General features: G+C 74.7%; 14 protein-coding genes. 6 read left to right on the top strand and 8 right to left on the bottom strand.

What is annotated here, in order from left to right:
- Nucleotides 1–310: 310 nt before the first annotated feature.
- The gene (locus ACH4PU_RS14250) at nucleotides 311–721 is read left to right on the top strand and encodes a hypothetical protein (RefSeq protein WP_398271149.1); all 411 of its coding nucleotides are present in this window, start codon (nucleotides 311–313) and stop codon (nucleotides 719–721) included.
- A 107-nt stretch (nucleotides 722–828) separates the two neighbouring features.
- Nucleotides 829–1,287, top strand: a complete 459-nt coding sequence (locus ACH4PU_RS14255; RefSeq protein ID WP_398271152.1) for a hypothetical protein — start codon at nucleotides 829–831, stop codon at nucleotides 1,285–1,287.
- Between the two features lie 68 nt (nucleotides 1,288–1,355).
- Here ACH4PU_RS14255 and ACH4PU_RS14260 read toward each other — a convergent pair whose 3' ends face one another.
- Nucleotides 1,356–2,252 carry a polysaccharide deacetylase family protein gene (locus tag ACH4PU_RS14260; RefSeq protein WP_398271155.1) on the bottom strand — a complete coding sequence of 299 codons (897 nt, stop codon included), beginning with the start codon at nucleotides 2,250–2,252 and terminating at the stop codon, nucleotides 1,356–1,358.
- Nucleotides 2,253–2,329: 77 nt separating this feature from the next.
- On the opposite strand from ACH4PU_RS14260, the gene ACH4PU_RS14265 reads away from it, so the two are divergent.
- The 3 genes from ACH4PU_RS14265 (at nucleotide 2,330) to ACH4PU_RS14275 (ending at nucleotide 6,393) form a co-directional block, all read left to right on the top strand.
- Entirely contained in the window at nucleotides 2,330–3,349 is a 1,020-nt protein-coding gene (locus tag ACH4PU_RS14265; protein ID WP_398271158.1) for an SDR family oxidoreductase, read from the top strand.
- A 532-nt stretch (nucleotides 3,350–3,881) separates the two neighbouring features.
- Entirely contained in the window at nucleotides 3,882–4,376 is a 495-nt protein-coding gene (locus ACH4PU_RS14270) for a hypothetical protein (protein WP_398271161.1), read from the top strand.
- A gap of 1 nt (nucleotide 4,377) precedes the next feature.
- Nucleotides 4,378–6,393, top strand: coding sequence for a M64 family metallopeptidase (locus ACH4PU_RS14275; RefSeq protein WP_398271164.1), 2,016 nt, complete (start codon nucleotides 4,378–4,380; stop codon nucleotides 6,391–6,393).
- Nucleotides 6,394–6,430: 37 nt separating this feature from the next.
- Here the strand turns inward: ACH4PU_RS14275 and ACH4PU_RS14280 are convergent, their stop codons facing one another.
- The 7 genes from ACH4PU_RS14280 to ACH4PU_RS14310 all read right to left on the bottom strand — a co-directional run bounded on the left by ACH4PU_RS14280 (nucleotide 6,431) and on the right by ACH4PU_RS14310 (nucleotide 13,428).
- Nucleotides 6,431–9,526, bottom strand: a complete 3,096-nt coding sequence (locus ACH4PU_RS14280; RefSeq protein ID WP_398271167.1) for an FAD-binding and (Fe-S)-binding domain-containing protein — start codon at nucleotides 9,524–9,526, stop codon at nucleotides 6,431–6,433.
- A 123-nt stretch (nucleotides 9,527–9,649) separates the two neighbouring features.
- Complete coding sequence (locus ACH4PU_RS14285; RefSeq protein ID WP_398271170.1) at nucleotides 9,650–11,440, bottom strand: complex I subunit 5 family protein; 1,791 nt, start codon at nucleotides 11,438–11,440, stop codon at nucleotides 9,650–9,652.
- A 4-nt stretch (nucleotides 11,441–11,444) separates the two neighbouring features.
- A complete protein-coding gene (locus ACH4PU_RS14290; RefSeq protein WP_398271172.1) occupies nucleotides 11,445–11,792 on the bottom strand; it encodes a sodium:proton antiporter in 348 nt (115 codons plus the stop codon).
- A complete protein-coding gene (locus ACH4PU_RS14295; protein ID WP_398271174.1) occupies nucleotides 11,789–12,541 on the bottom strand; it encodes an MnhB domain-containing protein in 753 nt (250 codons plus the stop codon). The genes ACH4PU_RS14290 and ACH4PU_RS14295 overlap by 4 nt, the downstream gene beginning before the upstream one ends.
- A complete protein-coding gene (locus ACH4PU_RS14300) occupies nucleotides 12,538–12,819 on the bottom strand; it encodes a Na(+)/H(+) antiporter subunit B (protein WP_398271176.1) in 282 nt (93 codons plus the stop codon). The genes ACH4PU_RS14295 and ACH4PU_RS14300 overlap by 4 nt, the downstream gene beginning before the upstream one ends.
- A complete protein-coding gene (locus ACH4PU_RS14305) occupies nucleotides 12,812–13,243 on the bottom strand; it encodes a monovalent cation/H+ antiporter complex subunit F (protein ID WP_398271178.1) in 432 nt (143 codons plus the stop codon). The genes ACH4PU_RS14300 and ACH4PU_RS14305 overlap by 8 nt, the downstream gene beginning before the upstream one ends.
- Nucleotides 13,240–13,428, bottom strand: coding sequence for a hypothetical protein (locus ACH4PU_RS14310; protein ID WP_398271180.1), 189 nt, complete (start codon nucleotides 13,426–13,428; stop codon nucleotides 13,240–13,242). Before ACH4PU_RS14310 ends, ACH4PU_RS14305 begins: the two co-directional genes overlap by 4 nt.
- Before the next feature lie 438 nt (nucleotides 13,429–13,866).
- Between ACH4PU_RS14310 and ACH4PU_RS14315 the strand changes: the two genes are divergently transcribed.
- Nucleotides 13,867–14,523 carry a hypothetical protein gene (locus tag ACH4PU_RS14315; RefSeq protein ID WP_398271182.1) on the top strand — a complete coding sequence of 219 codons (657 nt, stop codon included), beginning with the start codon at nucleotides 13,867–13,869 and terminating at the stop codon, nucleotides 14,521–14,523.
- Nucleotides 14,524–14,533 lie beyond the last annotated feature (10 nt).

Below are 14,533 nucleotides of genomic sequence, written 5' to 3' on the forward strand. Positions count from 1 at the left end.
TGCGTCAGGCGCCCGCAGAGCATGTCCATCCGCATCGCCGACCAGTCGATCCCGGGGTCAGCCTCCCGAAGACCCCGCAGGTGCGCGTGCCACTCCCCCTCGTCGCAGGTCTCGAACAACGGCTGCCACCACCCCTCCTCGGGCCCGAACGGAACGGTGGTCCGCTCCCTCTCACGCTGCTGCTGACGTTTCCTCTTACGCTGCCCTGGCATCGGGCCAGCATCGTCGTTTTCTCCCGGCACGGCAACGAAGAGGGGGGCTCCGGTTCGGACCTCGCCGTCGGGCATGAGACGGTCGCCTCATGCCGGAGATGACAGCTGGACTGGAGGCGGCGCTGGCCGGCGCCTCGTCCCGTTCGTGGGCGGAACGGGCCCGCGCCGGGTGCGCGCTCGCCCCAGCCGCCGATGTTCCCGAGGCCGCGGAGGCGCTGCTGGGGCTGCTGCTGGACGCCGAGGACACGGCAGTGACCCGGCGGGTGGCCGAGGCCCTGACCCGGGTGGGGACGGCGGCCGCCGTACGGCTCGTCGCCCTCGCTCTCGCGGAGGCCGGTGGCAGCCGGGCCGACTGGCTGCTGACCGGGGTGGACGACGCGCTCGCGGAGACGGACGGCGCGGCCGGCGTCTTGGCGGTCTGCGCGCGGCTCGCCCGGGACCCGGAAGCCGCCGTCCGGCGTGGTGCCGCGGGCATCTCGGCGTGGGCGGACGACGCCGGGCACCGGTGAGCGCCGATGTTCTCGGGTCGTTCACTGATGTAGAACACTCGACGATCACGATCGGACATGATCACGCCAATTTACGCTTGGCATTTCCCCGCACACGGGGGATCCACATGCGCTCCGCTCGACGGATCACGGGCACGCTGCTGCTCGTGACCGCGCTCACCGGCGGGCTCGCCGCCTGCGGTCCGGAGGACGACAAGGCGTCCGACGGATCCGGCGGTCCGGCCGCCTCGGTGAAGCCGTCCGCCCGGCCGGCGAATGCCGGCGACGCCGGCCCGGGTACCGACGACTGCGGCGGCAAGCCGCCCGTCATGCCTGCCGGGCACACCATGATCGAGGTGAAGCTGGAGCGGGACGCGAGCGGCTTCGAGGCGCAGACGGCGAAGCCGAAGTGCACGCCCAACGACTGGATCCACCACGGCGAGGGCGAGGCCAAGCACTACGCGCTCGCCCCCGACGTCAAGCCGCGGCTGGCGCTGAGCGCGGGCCCGGGGCAGTACAGCCGGTCGGCAAGGACCAGTCGGCCCTGCACATCGACCGCTGCCCGGCCGATGACCACAGCCGCGTGAAGCCGCCGTTCAGCTGCTGCGGCAACGTTTACGAGATCACACTGAACGGCAAGGCCAGGTGGCGACGATCAAGGAGCGCTGGTCCGTCCGACCGGCTGGGCCTGATCCGGCGCGACGGCCTCCCCCGTCAACCCCCGTAGATCGACGACCTCGTACCCCCGCGCCCGCACCAAGTCGATGATCTGCGGCAGCGCTTCCGCGTCCAGGACCTCGCCCGAGCCGTCGGCGGAGCCGATGTGCATCTGGATGATGGCACCGGGGCGGAGGACGTCGGCGACCCGCTTCACCGCCTGCTGGACGGTCATTCCGCCGGGAGTGCCGAGGTAGCCCTTGGTGTCCGTGGTCCACTCGATGTCGGCGAGGCCCAGGGAGTTGACGTGGGCGATCGTCTGCGGGGTCGTCTCGCCGTAGGGGAAGCGGAAGAAGGGCAGGGGGACGGCGCCCGCGGCGCGCAGGGCGCGGTCGGCGGCCGTCACCTCCTCCTCCACCTCCGTGCGGGTGAGGCGGGAGAAGTGCGGGTGGGTGTGCGAGTGGCTGCCGACGCCGTGCCGGCGGGCCATCGCCCGCACGGCGTCGGGGTGGCGCTCGGCGAACCGGCCGGTGGGGAAGAAGGTGGCGGGTGCTCCGTTCCGGTCGAGCGTGCGCAGGACATCCGCCAGACCGGCCTCGTCCCAGGCCGCGTTGAAGGTGAGGGCCACCTCGCGGCGCGTCGTCGGGAAGGTGCGGTTCTCCGATCCGTACAGCCGCTCCACCGGGCCGGGGCCCCGGGCCGTCACGGGCGCCCCGGCGTCCGCGACTCCCGTGGGACCGGCCACTGCTCCCGTGGGACCGGCCGCGGCTCGCGACAGACCGGCCGCGTGCGCGGCGGGCGCGCTCAGTGCCGGCCCCGGCGCCAAGGCCACCACGGCGCCCAGAGCGACCGGGACGAGCAGCGCGGCGAGCGTCGGTACGCGGTGGTTTCGCATACGCCGAAGCATGCCGGAACCGGTCGCCCCGCGCCCCGCCCCCGTTTGCCGCCCGCCCCGCCGGGTACCCGGCGGCGGTGAACATCCGCAGGAGGCCGAAAGTCGTCGTGGTGACCGGAGCGAGCGGCGGGGTCGGGCGGGCGACCGCCCGGGCGTTCGCCGCTCGCGGGGACAGCGTCGCCCTGTTGGCACGCGGGCGGAAGGGGCTCGGCGCCGCCGTCCGGGAAGTCGAGAAGGCCGGGGGCCGGGCCCTCGCCATCCCCGTGGACATGGCCGACGCGCACGCCGTGCGGGAGGCGGCGAACCGGGTGGAGGAGGAGTTCGGCCCGGTCGACATCTGGGTCAACAACGCCTTCGCCACCGTCTTCGCGCCCTTCGTCGAGATCGAACCGGACGAGTTCCGGCGTACGACGGAAGTCACCTATCTGGGGTACGTGTACGGGACCCAGGCCGCCCTGTCCCGCATGCTGCCCCGCGACCACGGCACGATCGTGCAGGTCGGCTCGGCCCTCGCCTACCGCGGCATCCCCCTCCAGTCCGCCTACTGCGGGGCCAAGCACGCCATCCAGGGCATGAACGAGTCGCTGCGCTGCGAGCTGCTGCACGAGGGCAGCAGGGTGCGGACGACGATGGTCCAGCTGCCGGCCGTCAACACCCCGCAGTTCCGCTGGGCGCTGACCCGGATGCCGCGCCGCCCCCAGCCCGTACCGCCGATCTACCAGCCGGAGGTGGCCGCCCAGGCCATCGTGTACGCGGCCGACCACCCGCGCCGGCGCGAGTACTGGGTCGGCGGCAGCACCGTCGGCACCCTGATCGCGAACGCGGTGGCGCCGGGGCTGCTGGACCGCTACCTCGCCCGGACCGGCTTCTCCGCCCAGCAGACGTCCATGCCGGCGGAGGAGGGTCTGCCCGTCAACCTCTGGCACCCGGAGGACGACGAGGGCGGCCACGACTTCGGGGCCCACGGCCTCTTCGACGACCAGACGGTCGTCCGGGCCGCCCAGCCGTGGGCGTCCCGCCACCGTGGCGCCCTGGCGCTGGCCGCGCTGGCGGCCGGGGTGGGCGTGGCCGGTGGGCTGCGGCGCGCCCGGCGCTGAGCGCGCGGGGGCGCCCGGCGCGCGGCGGGGTCGTACCCGGCGCCCCGCCGCGCCCCTCCCGCCCCACTCCGCTTCATCCGTTCGGGGGTATTGCGCGGGTGTCCGTGCGCCCTCACCATGACCAGTGGCGGCGCCGGGCAACCGTCCGACGGCACCGCCGGGGCGTGAGCGGTGCGCGGGCCGGGTGCGGGCCGTGCGACGCGGCCGGCCCCGCCCTCCGTTCTCCCGCTCGTGGACCGCCTGCTCAGTCCGCCCCGCCCTCCGCCCGTCCGCCCGCGGCCGGGCCCGCGCCTTCCCGAAGGCCCGCCCCTCCCGAAGGACCATCCTTCCCGAAGGGCCGACGAGTCTCCGTCCCGGCCTCCGCTCCGGTCGCCGTCCCGGGTCTCCGTCCCTTCCCGAGGGCATCCGCATCGTCGGCGCGCCCGGACCCCGGCCGTCCGGTGCCCCGGGAAGCGCCCCGGAGAACGCCCCGGCACGCGCCCGGACACCGCCCCGGCAACCCTGAGAGCTCTGGAAATGGGGATGGACGACCGTGACATCCGAACAGCACACCGGCTCCGGACCGGCCGGCCCGGCCGCCGTCCGGCTGATCTTCGAGTACGAGGGGCCGGACATCCGGCTCGTCTCCCGGCAGCGGGTGGACGCCGTCCCGCCGCCCACCGACGACCTGACCGGCCCGGCCGCCCTCGCCGCACAGCCTGATGTCAAGGGCTTCTGGGTGGAGGTCCGCGACGGCCGTCAACGCCCGCTCTACCGGCGCGTCATGCACCCCCCGGTGCGCCACGACGCCGAGGTGTTCTCCGACGACGCGGAGCGCTCGCTCGCCCGGGTGCCGGTGGACGAGCCGAAGGGCACGTTCGCGGTACTGGTCCCCGAGATCGAGGGGGCCGACCACGTCGCGCTGGTGAGCAGCCCGCTCGCCCCGGGGCCGACCGTGGCCCCCGCGTCCGAGGTGGCGCGCTTCTCTCTCACACCGGACACGGACGAGACGGACGAGACACCCGAGGGACCCGAGGGGGGCCGTTGAGATGGGTACGGGGGACGGTGCCGTCATCGGCACCACCAAAATCGTCGACAACGGTCCGGCGAACGCCCGCTGGAACCTGGTCATCATGGGCGACGGCTACCGGAGCACCGAGCTGGGCCAGTTCGCCGCGAACGCGCAGAGCTTCGTCACCACCCTCTTCGCCACCGCGCCGTTCACCGGGCTGCGGCCCGCGATCAACGTCTACCGGGTGGACGTCCGCTCGTCGGACAGCGGCGCCGACGACCCCACGGCCTGCGGCGGTACGGGCGCGGCACCGGCCACGTACTTCGACGCGGCGTTCTGCAACAACGGCACCCGCCGGCTGCTGACGGTCAACGCGGGCACCGCCCTGGCGGTGGCGGGTCAGCAGGTGCCGCAGTGGAACATGGTGATGGTGATCGTCAACTCCACCGTGTACGGCGGCTCCGGCGGATCGGTCGCGGTGTTCTCCCTGGCGCCCAACGCCAACGAGATCGGCCTGCACGAGATGGGCCACACGGCGTTCGGCCTCGCGGACGAGTACGAGTACTACCTGGGCTGCGGCGTCGACACCAACCGCAACACCCACCCGGCGGTCGAGCCGGCGCAGCCCAACGTCACCATCGACCCCAACCGGGCGACGAACAAGTGGCGCGACCTCGTCGCCCCCGCCACGGCGATGCCGACGACGCGGAACCCCGACTGCGCGCTGTGCGACACCCAGCCCAACCCCGTCGGCGCCGCCACGGTGGGCGCGTTCGAGGGGGCCGACTACTACCACTGCGCCGCGTTCCGGCCGCAGTACAACTGCCGGATGCGGGTGCTGGGGCAGCCGTTCTGCGCGGTGTGCCAGCGCCGGATCCGGCAGACGCTGCTGCCCCGGCTGCCCGCGAACCGGGTCACCTCGGTGGCGCGCACCTCGGGCCACCTGGACGTCTTCTGGGTGAACGCCGACGGGAAGGTGTGGAGCAACTGGTGGGACCAGCAGGCCGGGAACAGTTGGGGCGACCACGGCGCGTTCCCCATCGCCCGCGACTGGCCGGTGCCGGCGGCCCACGACACCGGGGTCACGTCCGTCGCCCGCACCTCCGGGCACCTGGACGTCTTCTGGGCGGGCACGGACGGCAAGATCTGGAGCAACTGGTGGGACCAGAACGCCGGGAACAGCTGGTACGACCACGGGGCGTTCCCCATCGCGCGCGAGTTCCCCGTCCCCGCGGCCCCCGGGACGGGCATCGCCTCGGTCGCCCGGACGTCCGGGCACCTCGACGTCTTCTGGGCGGGCACCGACGGGAAGATCTGGAGCAACTGGTGGGACCAGAACGCGGGCGCGGGCTGGTACGACCACGGGGCGTTCCCCATCGCCCGTGACTTCCCGGTCCAGGCCGCCCCCGGCACCGCGGTGACCTCCGTCGCCCGCACCTCAGGACATCTCGACGTCTTCTGGGCCGGCACGGACGGCAAGATCTGGAGCAACTGGTGGGACCAGAACGCCGGAGCGGGCTGGTACGACCACGGCGCGTTCCCCATCGCCCGTGACTTCCCGGTCCCCGTGGCCCCCGGCTCGGGCGTCGCGGCCGTCGCCCGCACCAGCGGCCACCTGGACGTCTTCTGGGTCGGCACCGACGGCAAGATCTGGAGCAACTGGTGGGACCAGAACGCCGGGAACGGCTGGTACGACCACGGAGCCTTCCCCATCGCCGCCTCCTTCCCCGTCCCCGCCGCCCCCGGCACCGGCGTGGCCGCCGTCGCCCGCACCAGCGGCCACCTGGACGTCTTCTGGGTCGGCACCGACGGCAAGATCTGGAGTGCCTGGTGGGACCAGATCGCCGGTATGGGCTGGTACGACCACGGGGTCTTCCCCGTCGCCGCCCAGTGGCCCGTCCCGGCCGTCCCGGGCAGCGGTGTCAGCGCCGTCGCCCGCACGTCCGGGCACCTCGACGTCTTCTGGGCAGGGTCCAACGGGCGGGTGTGGAGCGCCTGGTGGGACCAGCAGGCCGGGAACGGCTGGTACGACCACGGCGTGTTCTCCATCTGAGACCTGAGACTCCATCCGAGGCCCTTGGAGCACCCCCTCAGTCGCCGCGGCCCCGGGCCTTCCCCCGGGCCGCGGCCGCCACCGCCCCCACCACGCCCGCGCCGGCCACCGCCGCCACCGCCCACGCGTCCGCCCGCCGCCGGTCCGGCCGCAGGGCGCCCAGCTTCTCGGGGTGTTCGGCCGGGGCCGGGCCGTCGAGGCCGAGGGCGAGCGCCTCGGCCAGGTGCATGGCCCGGCGGCCGGTGCCGCCCTGCTCGATCTGGGTGCGGCAGCTGAAGCCGTCGGCGAGGACGTACGTCGCGGGTCCGGCGGCGCGGACGGCGGGGAGGACGCCCTGTTCGCCGACGGTCATCGAGAGGTCGTGGTGGCCGCGCTCGAAGCCGAAGTTGCCGGCGAGGCCGCAGCAGCCCTCGTCGAGGACGTCGGCGTGCAGCCCGGCGCGCTTCATCAGTTCCGTGTCCGCGTCGAACTTCATGACGGCGTGCTGGTGGCAGTGCGTCTGCACCAGCGCGGTGCGGGCCGCGCGCGGCGGCCGCCAGCCGTGCGGCGCCCGGTTGACCAGGAGCTCGGAGAAGGTGAGGAACTGCTCCGAGAGCCGCTGGACGTCCTGGTCCTCCGGCGTCAGCTCCGGCGCGTCGGCGCGGAACACGGCGGTGCAGGAGGGTTCCAGACCGACGACGGGCGTCCCGGCCGCGATCCACGGGCCGAGCGTGTCGAGGGTGCGCCGCAGCACGCGCTGCGCCATGTCCAGTTGACCGGTGGAGATCCAGGTGAGGCCGCAGCAGACGGGCCGTTCGGGGACGGCGACCCGGAATCCGGCGTCCTCCAGCACCCGGACGGCGGACCGGGCGACGTTGGGGTGGAAGTGGGTGCTGAACGTGTCGGGCCAGAGCAGGACCGTGCGCGGGTCGGCGGGGTCGGGCGCGGGCGCGCCCCGCGCGCGCCACCAGTCGAGGAACGACTCCTCGGCGAAAACCGGCAGTGCCCGCTCCCCCGCCACTCCGGCGAGCCGCTTGCCGACGGCGCCCAGGCCGGGCGCCTGGAGCAGCGCGTTGACGGCGCGGGGCGCGACGCGGGCGAGCCGGGCCCACACCGGGAGCCAGCCCAGCGAGTAGTGGGCGGCGGGCCGCAGCCGCCCGGCGTAGTGGTGGGCGAGGAACTCGGCCTTGTAGGTGGCCATGTCCACCCCGACCGGGCAGTCGGACTTGCAGCCCTTGCAGGCCAGGCAGAGGTCGAGGGCGTCGCGGACGGCGGTGGAGCGCCAGCCGTCGGTGACGGTCGAGTCCTCGTGGCCGTTCAGCATCTCGAAGAGGAGCCGGGAGCGGCCGCGGGTGGAGTGCTCCTCCTCGCGGGTGGCGCGGTAGGAGGGGCACATGACGCCGCCGGTGCTGGTGCGGCACTTGCCGACGCCGACGCAGCGGAGCACCGCGCGGCCGAACTCGTGGTCGTCCTCCGGGTAGCGGAAGTGGGTGTCCTCGACGGAGGGCCGCCAGAGCGGGCCGAGGCGCAGGTTCTCGTCGACGCGGTGGGGGTGGACGACCTTGCCGGGGTTCATCTTGTCGTCGGGATCGCAGAGCTGCTTGAGCTCGGCGAACGCGCCCACCAGCCGCTCGCCGAACATGCGGACGAGCAGTTCGCCGCGGGCCTGTCCGTCGCCGTGCTCGCCGGAGAGGGAGCCGCCGTAGTCGTGGACGAGGTCGGCGGCCCGGTGCAGGAAGCGGCGGAAGTCGGCGACGCCCTCGGCGGTGCGCAGGCCGAAGGGGACGCGGGTGTGGACGCAGCCCTGCCCGAAGTGCCCGTAGAGGGACGCACTCTCGTACCCGAACTCGGCGAACAGCTTCTTGAGGTCGCGCAGGTAGTCGCCCAGGCGGTCCGGCGGGACGGCGGAGTCCTCCCAGCCCTCCCAGGTCTCGCGGTCGTCGGGCGGCCGGGCGGTGACACCGAGGCCGGCCTCGCGGGCTTTGAGCATCTCCTGTTCGCGTTCGGGGTCGTCGGACAGGGCGATGTCCGGGGCGTCCTCGGCGCGGCCGATGGCCCGCAGCAGGGCGCGGGCCTTGTCGTCGGTCTCCTCGGTGCTGTCGCCGGTGAACTGGAGGAGCAGCCAGCTGTTGCCCGCCGGGAGGCGTTCGAGGGAGTCGAGGTAGGCGCCCTCCTCGCGCATCAGCTGGGCCATGCGGTGGTCGATGGCCTCCAGCTGGTCGGGGTGGCAGTTCTCCAGGAGGCGGGGTACGTCGTCGGCGGCGGCGCAGATGTCGTCGTAGCCGAGGACGAGGACAGTGGCGGCGGCCGGTACGGGGACCAGGTCGATCTCGGCGTGCAGCACGGTGACGAGGGTGCCCTCGCTGCCGGTCAGGGCGCGGGCGACGTGGAAGCCGTTCTCGGGGAGGAGGGAGTCGAGGTTGTAGCCGGAGACGCGGCGGGGGATGCGGGGGTAGCCGCGGCGGATCTCGGCGAGGTGGCGGTCGGCCAGGCCGCGCAGCCCCCGGTAGAGGTGGGCGCGGCGGCCGCCGGCGGCCTGGATCCGCTCGTACGCGTCGTCGTCGGTGGGGCCGGTCCAGCAGCGGAGTCCGTCGTAGGTGAGGATCTCCAGGCGGCGGAGGTTGTCGACGGTCTTGCCGTAGGACTGGGCGGTGGCGCCGCACGAGTTGTTGCCGATCATGCCGCCGATGGTGCACTGGCCGTGCGTGGACGGTTTCGGCCCGAACTTCAGCTTGTGCGGGGCGAGTTCCCGGTTGAGGTCGTCCAGGACGATGCCGGGTTCGACGACGCAGGTGCGGGCCTCGGTGTCGACCGAGACGAGCCGGTGGCAGTACTTGGACCAGTCGATGACGACGGCCCGGTTGGTGGTCTGGCCGGCGAGGCTGGTGCCGCCGCCGCGGGAGAGGACGGGGAGCCCGTACTCGGCGCACACGGCGACCGCCTCCGCGCCGGCGTCCACCGTGCGCGGCAGGACGACGCCGAGGGGCGGCTGCCGGTAGTTGGACCCGTCGGTGGAGTACGCGCCGCGGCTGCCGGCGTCGAAGCGCACCTCGCCGTCGACGCGCCGCTCCAGCGCCCGGCGCGCCGCCCTCAGGGCCTTCTCCTCCGCCTCCCCCGTCTCCCCTGTCCCCCGCGTCGCCCGTCCGTCCGTCATCGGGTCTCCCTCCGTTCGGCGGGCCGGGCGCGCCACCGGTCGTCCACGACCACCGTGGCACCCGGGGCGGGGCACCGCAGGGCCTGAGCGCCCGATCGGGGGCGCCGCGCCCGGCGGGCCCGGTCAGCCGCCCGGCCACAGGATCAGCGCCGACAGCAGCCCGATGCCGGCCGCCGCGCACGCCACGTAGTCGCCGACGTGCCCGGAGTGCAGCCGGCGCAGCGGGGCCGCCCACCGCCGGGCCGGGATGGCGCCGCGTACGCCGAGCGCCGCCAGCCCGGTGGCGAGCAGGGCCGAGAGCAGGCCGAGGCCCACACCGGCCGGACTCCACCAGGCGTACGGGTGCCCCGCGCCGGGCGCGGTATGCGTGCCGTCCAGCACGGTGGCCGCGTACCCGGCGTGGTCGGTGAAGGCGTGCGCGGCGCCGGCCGCCTCGCGGGCGAGGGCGGGCACGGTGCCGACGGCGAGGGCGCCGGCGAGCAGCAGGGCGGCGACCGCGGCCATCAGCGACGGCAGCCGGCGCACCCGGCGGTCGGTCTCGGGTTCCTCCTGGTCGCCGGTGGTCTCGGGGGCGCCGCACGCGTCCTCCTCGCGGGGCCCGGCGCCGAGGAACACCCGGGCGGCGGCGCGCAGCACCGCGCCGCCGGTCACGGCCGAGACCACGACGTACAAGGCGGTCAGCCAGACGGCCTGCTTTTCGGCCAGCGCCTTGCCGAGCGCGGTCCCGAAGGGCGGCAGCCCGGCGAGGGCGAGTCCGCCGACGGCGTAGAGGACGCCGACGCCGCGCATCTCGCGGGCCCGGCCGTGCAGCCGGTGCTCGTCGACGCCGCCGTAGCGGTCGAGGAGGGCGCCGGTGCAGGCGAAGAGGGCGGCCTTGACGCCCGCGTGCCCGAGGACGTACAGGAACACGCCGGTGACGCCGTCGGGTTCGAGCGCGGCGAGCCCGGCGAGGAAGAGGCCGGTGTGGGCGACGGTGGAGAAGGCGAGCAGCCGTTTGAGGTGGCGTTGCTGCCAGCACAGGGTGGCGCCGGTGAGGGCGGTGAGCAGGCCGAGGACGGTCAGGGCGCGCCGGAAGTCCTCGGCCGGGACGCCGCCGGGCCCGGCGAAGACCGTGACGTACACGCGGGCGGCGCCGTAGACGCCCATCTCCACCATGACGCCGGAGAGCAGCATGCAGACGGGTGTCGGGGCCACGGCGTGGGCGTCCGGCAGCCAGAAGTGGAAGGGCACGGCGGCGGCCTTGATCAGCAGTCCGGTGAGGATGAGGACAAGCGAGGCGAGGACCAGGGCGTCGTGCCGGCCGAGCGCGTCGAGTTGGCGCCCGGCCTGGGCCATGCCGAGTTCGCCGGTGCGGGCGTAGAGCAGGGCGATGCCGAGGAGGCTGGCGTAGCCGCCGAGGGAGTTGACGAAGCCGAAGGCGAGCGCGCCCTGGACGGGACGGGCCTCCTCGACGCGGTAGCCGGTGAGGGCGTAGCCGACGACGCCCATGAGTTCGAAGAAGACGAAGGCGTTGAAGAGGTCGCCGGTGAGGGCGAAGCCGCACATGCCCGCCTGGAAGAGGAGGATGAGGGCGGGGAAGGATCCGGTGTGGCCGCGCGGGGGTTCGTCGAAGTAGCGCCAGGCGTAGGCGAGGACGGTGACGACGAGGAGCGAGGTGAGGGCGGCGAGGCCGGTGCCGGTGCGGTCGCCGGTGAGGACGATGCCGACCCCGTGCCCGCGCACGGGCCGCCAGTCGCCGGCCCAGACGACGTGGGGGCCGCCGGCGAGGGCGGCCACGGCGAGGCCGGCGGAGGCGGCGGAGCAGAGGCAGCCGACGGTCTCCGCGACCGGCCGGGGCATCCGCCGGCCCGCGCCGGCCAGCAGGGCCGCGCCGAGCAGCGGTACCACGACGATCAGCGGGAGCAGCCGGTCCACCGGGTCAGCCCTTCAGTTCGGACAGGGCGTCGGGGTCGGTGGTGCCCTGCCGTTTGGCGATCTGCACGACGAGGGCCAGCAGCAGCGCCGTGACCGTCGCGCCGACGACGACGTCGGTGAGGGCGAGGGCCTGGACGACGGGGTCGACGACGGGCCGGGAGCCGGGGGCGATGTCGGAGAAGACCGGCGCGGTGCCGCCCTTGCGGTAGCCGATGGCCAGGAGCAGCACATAGGTGGAGGACTGGGTGACGGACAGGCAGCCGACGGCGTGCACGAGGTCGCGGCTGGTGGCCATGCCGTACACGCCGACCAGGAAGATCCAGCCGGCGACCAGGTAGGGCAGGACGCTCATCCCGTCCCCTCCGCCCGCTCCTCGCCGCCCTCGATCTCCAGCGCCTGGCCGAGGAACCGGGCCAGCAGGACGACCACGGCGGCGGCCACCTCCACGCCGACGGCGGCGTTCAGCAGGGGGACGATGCCGCCGGAGGAGAGGGTGTTGAAGGTGCCGTACGGCAGGACGTTGGTCAGGTAGGCGGCGCCGGCGAGCAGCCCGCCCGCGCCGGTGAGGGCGTACGCGGCCTCCCCGGCGGCGTCGGCGATCTCGTACGGGCCGAGCGGACGGACGCGTTCCAGGGCGCGGTAGTCGACGGCGATGTACAGCAGGTGCACGGCGGTCGCCACGACGACGCCGCCCTGGAAACCGCCGCCGGGGCTGAGCTGGCCGTGGGCGACGACGTACAGGCCGATGAGGAGAGTGACGGGCAGCGCGAGCAGCCCGTAGCGGCGGGTCCGGGCCGCTACGGGCTGCGGCTTGGGGACGGTCCGGTGCTCGTCGCCGGTCTGCCGCAGAAGGACGACGGTGCCGAGGACGGAGGCGAACAGGATGCTCTCCTCGCCGAGGGTGTCGAGGGCGCGCTGGTCGAAGTTGACGGAGGAGATGGTGTTGGCGGTGTGCCGGAGCAGGGCGGCGTGCACGGCACGGTCACCGTAGGGGTGCCGGTCGCCGCCGAACGGCGGCAGTTCGGCGCAGGCGGCGGCGAACAGGGCGGCGGTGGCGAGCAGCCCCAGGGCCAGCACCCACAGCCGGACGCGGCGGCTCACCGGGACCGCCCTTCCTCGTCGTCCTCTCCCTGCCGGCTCCGGCCGATCCGCCGCACCTTGCGGACCGCCAGCAGGATCATCAGCGGGGTGATCGCCGATCCGACGGCGAGCTGCGAGAGGCCGACGTCCGGCGCCTGGTCCACGGTGAACAGGACGGCGAGCGCCAGGCCCAGGAGCGACAGGACGACGGCCTGCCGGGCCGGGTCCCGGTTGAGGACGGCGGCGGTCGCGGCCGCCGCGACGAGGAGCAGCGCGAGGCCGCCGAGGACGTCATCCACCGCGCACCGCCCGGGTGGTGACCGCTCCCCCGGCGAGCAGCAGCACACCGATCACGATCAGCTTGGCCATGGCCCGGCCGGGGCCGGTGACGACGCAGAGCGGGACGACGGTGGCGACGGTGGCCGCCGTGACGAGGCGGCCGAGCAGACGGGAGCCGTTGCCCCCCGCGTCCGGCGACGTCTCGAAGAGCCGGACGAAGACGAGGGTGCCCGCCGGGCCGAGCACGGAGACGACGAGGGCGAGGTCCGTGTAGGCGGGCCGCTGGTATCCCTGGGCGAGCAGCAGGAACACCAGGCACAGGAGGAGTGTCGCGGTGTTCTGGGCGGTCATGCGGCGGCCGGTGCCGCCGGTCGCGGCGCCCCACAGACAGGGGCCGAGCCCGCCGACGACGAGGAGGGCGGCGCCCGCCAGCCACCCGTTCACCGTTCCGCCGCCGCCCGGCGCGCCGCCCTGGCCGCCCACGCCCCGGCCGCCGCGGCACCCGCCCCGACCCCGGCCTCCAGAACGTCCACGGAGGAGATCAGCGCCACCCACAGCAGGGTGAGCCCGGCCCACCACCCCAGCGTCTCGGCGACGGCGACGGCACGGCCCTTGTCCGGCACGCGCATGCCCGCTCCTCCCTGCTCGTTCCCCGGCCGCCCTCGGATACCCGGCTCCCGGCCGGCCATGCGGGCGGCGCGGGGAAGCGGCGGTGAGGGCACGAATACCAGACGCCGGGGACGGGGGCGCGGACCCGGAACGCCCGCGTGTCCGCCGACGCCGGGCGGCACGCACGACGAGGCCGGCCCGCGTACCCCGTACGACCGGTCCGCCGTGCGGCGGCGATGCCGGCGTGCCCCGTGGCCACGACGGCCTGCCGGACCGCCCGCGCACGGCCACCGCGGCCGGTCAGCGCCCGCGCGCCCGTGCCCGGCCTCGGTATCCCGGCCGCGGACGTCTCGACGGCCGCCTCCGGACGCCTCGTCCGTCCCGCCCCGGGCGTCTGGTCGGCCCGCCCCCCGCAAAAAGAATGGGCGTACCCGCCGCCCAGAGCGGAGACTGCCCCCATGCTGACCGTCGACATCGTCTTGGAGACCGCGGACACCACCGGCTTCACCGCCTGGCGGGTGGCGGCCCTCCCCCCGTACCGGCCGCTGGCCCTGACCGGCCGTATGACGCCGGACGAGGTCGGCAGCGCCCTGGCGGCCCTGACCCGCCACACGCTCGGAACGTCCGACAACGACAACCTGCCCGCGCCGGACGCCACCGCCCTCGTCCGCCGCCTGCTCGCGGAGGAGGAGATCACCGCCGACGGCGGCCTCCGCTTCCACCACACCGGCCTCGGCGTCACCGTGCGCCCCGGCTGCTGCTGCGGGCTGGCGGACTGGCGTGACTGGCTCACCCTCGCGGAGGGCGAGACGCCCTGGCTGGGCCACGACCCGACGCCACGCGTGGAACTCACCGGCACGACCGTCCTCCTCTGGCCCGACGGCGGCTTCGCGCCCGAGCCCCCTCCCACCCGGCCGGTCGCGGTACCGCTCGCGCACCTGCCCGGCCTCCTCCGTTCCGCGCGCGACGACCTCCGGGGCTTCCTCGACCTCGTCGCACGATGGGCGTCCCGCCATATACCCGACCAGGCCGCCGAGTTGACGTCCCGACTGGACACGGACCTGGCCTCCGGCACACCACTGCCCGGGGAGCCCGACGGACCCCGGTGGCCGTGACGGCCCGGCG

Origin of the sequence: Streptomyces sp. NPDC021100, assembly GCF_044333095.1 — a bacterium.
Lineage (GTDB): Bacteria > Actinomycetota > Actinomycetes > Streptomycetales > Streptomycetaceae > Streptomyces.

Excerpts from the sequence above, each read along its gene's own strand:
- ACH4PU_RS14280 (WP_398271167.1), bottom strand. The coding sequence starts at position 9,526 with ATGACGGACGGACGGGCGACGCGGGGGACAGGGGAGACGGGGGAGGCG.
- ACH4PU_RS14275 (WP_398271164.1), top strand. The coding sequence starts at position 4,378 with ATGGGTACGGGGGACGGTGCCGTCATCGGCACCACCAAAATCGTCGAC.
- ACH4PU_RS14290 (WP_398271172.1), bottom strand. The coding sequence starts at position 11,792 with ATGAGCGTCCTGCCCTACCTGGTCGCCGGCTGGATCTTCCTGGTCGGC.
- ACH4PU_RS14255 (WP_398271152.1), top strand. The coding sequence starts at position 829 with ATGCGCTCCGCTCGACGGATCACGGGCACGCTGCTGCTCGTGACCGCG.
- ACH4PU_RS14260 (WP_398271155.1), bottom strand. The coding sequence starts at position 2,252 with ATGCGAAACCACCGCGTACCGACGCTCGCCGCGCTGCTCGTCCCGGTC.
- ACH4PU_RS14310 (WP_398271180.1), bottom strand. The coding sequence starts at position 13,428 with ATGCGCGTGCCGGACAAGGGCCGTGCCGTCGCCGTCGCCGAGACGCTG.
- ACH4PU_RS14250 (WP_398271149.1), top strand. The coding sequence starts at position 311 with ATGACAGCTGGACTGGAGGCGGCGCTGGCCGGCGCCTCGTCCCGTTCG.
- ACH4PU_RS14315 (WP_398271182.1), top strand. The coding sequence starts at position 13,867 with ATGCTGACCGTCGACATCGTCTTGGAGACCGCGGACACCACCGGCTTC.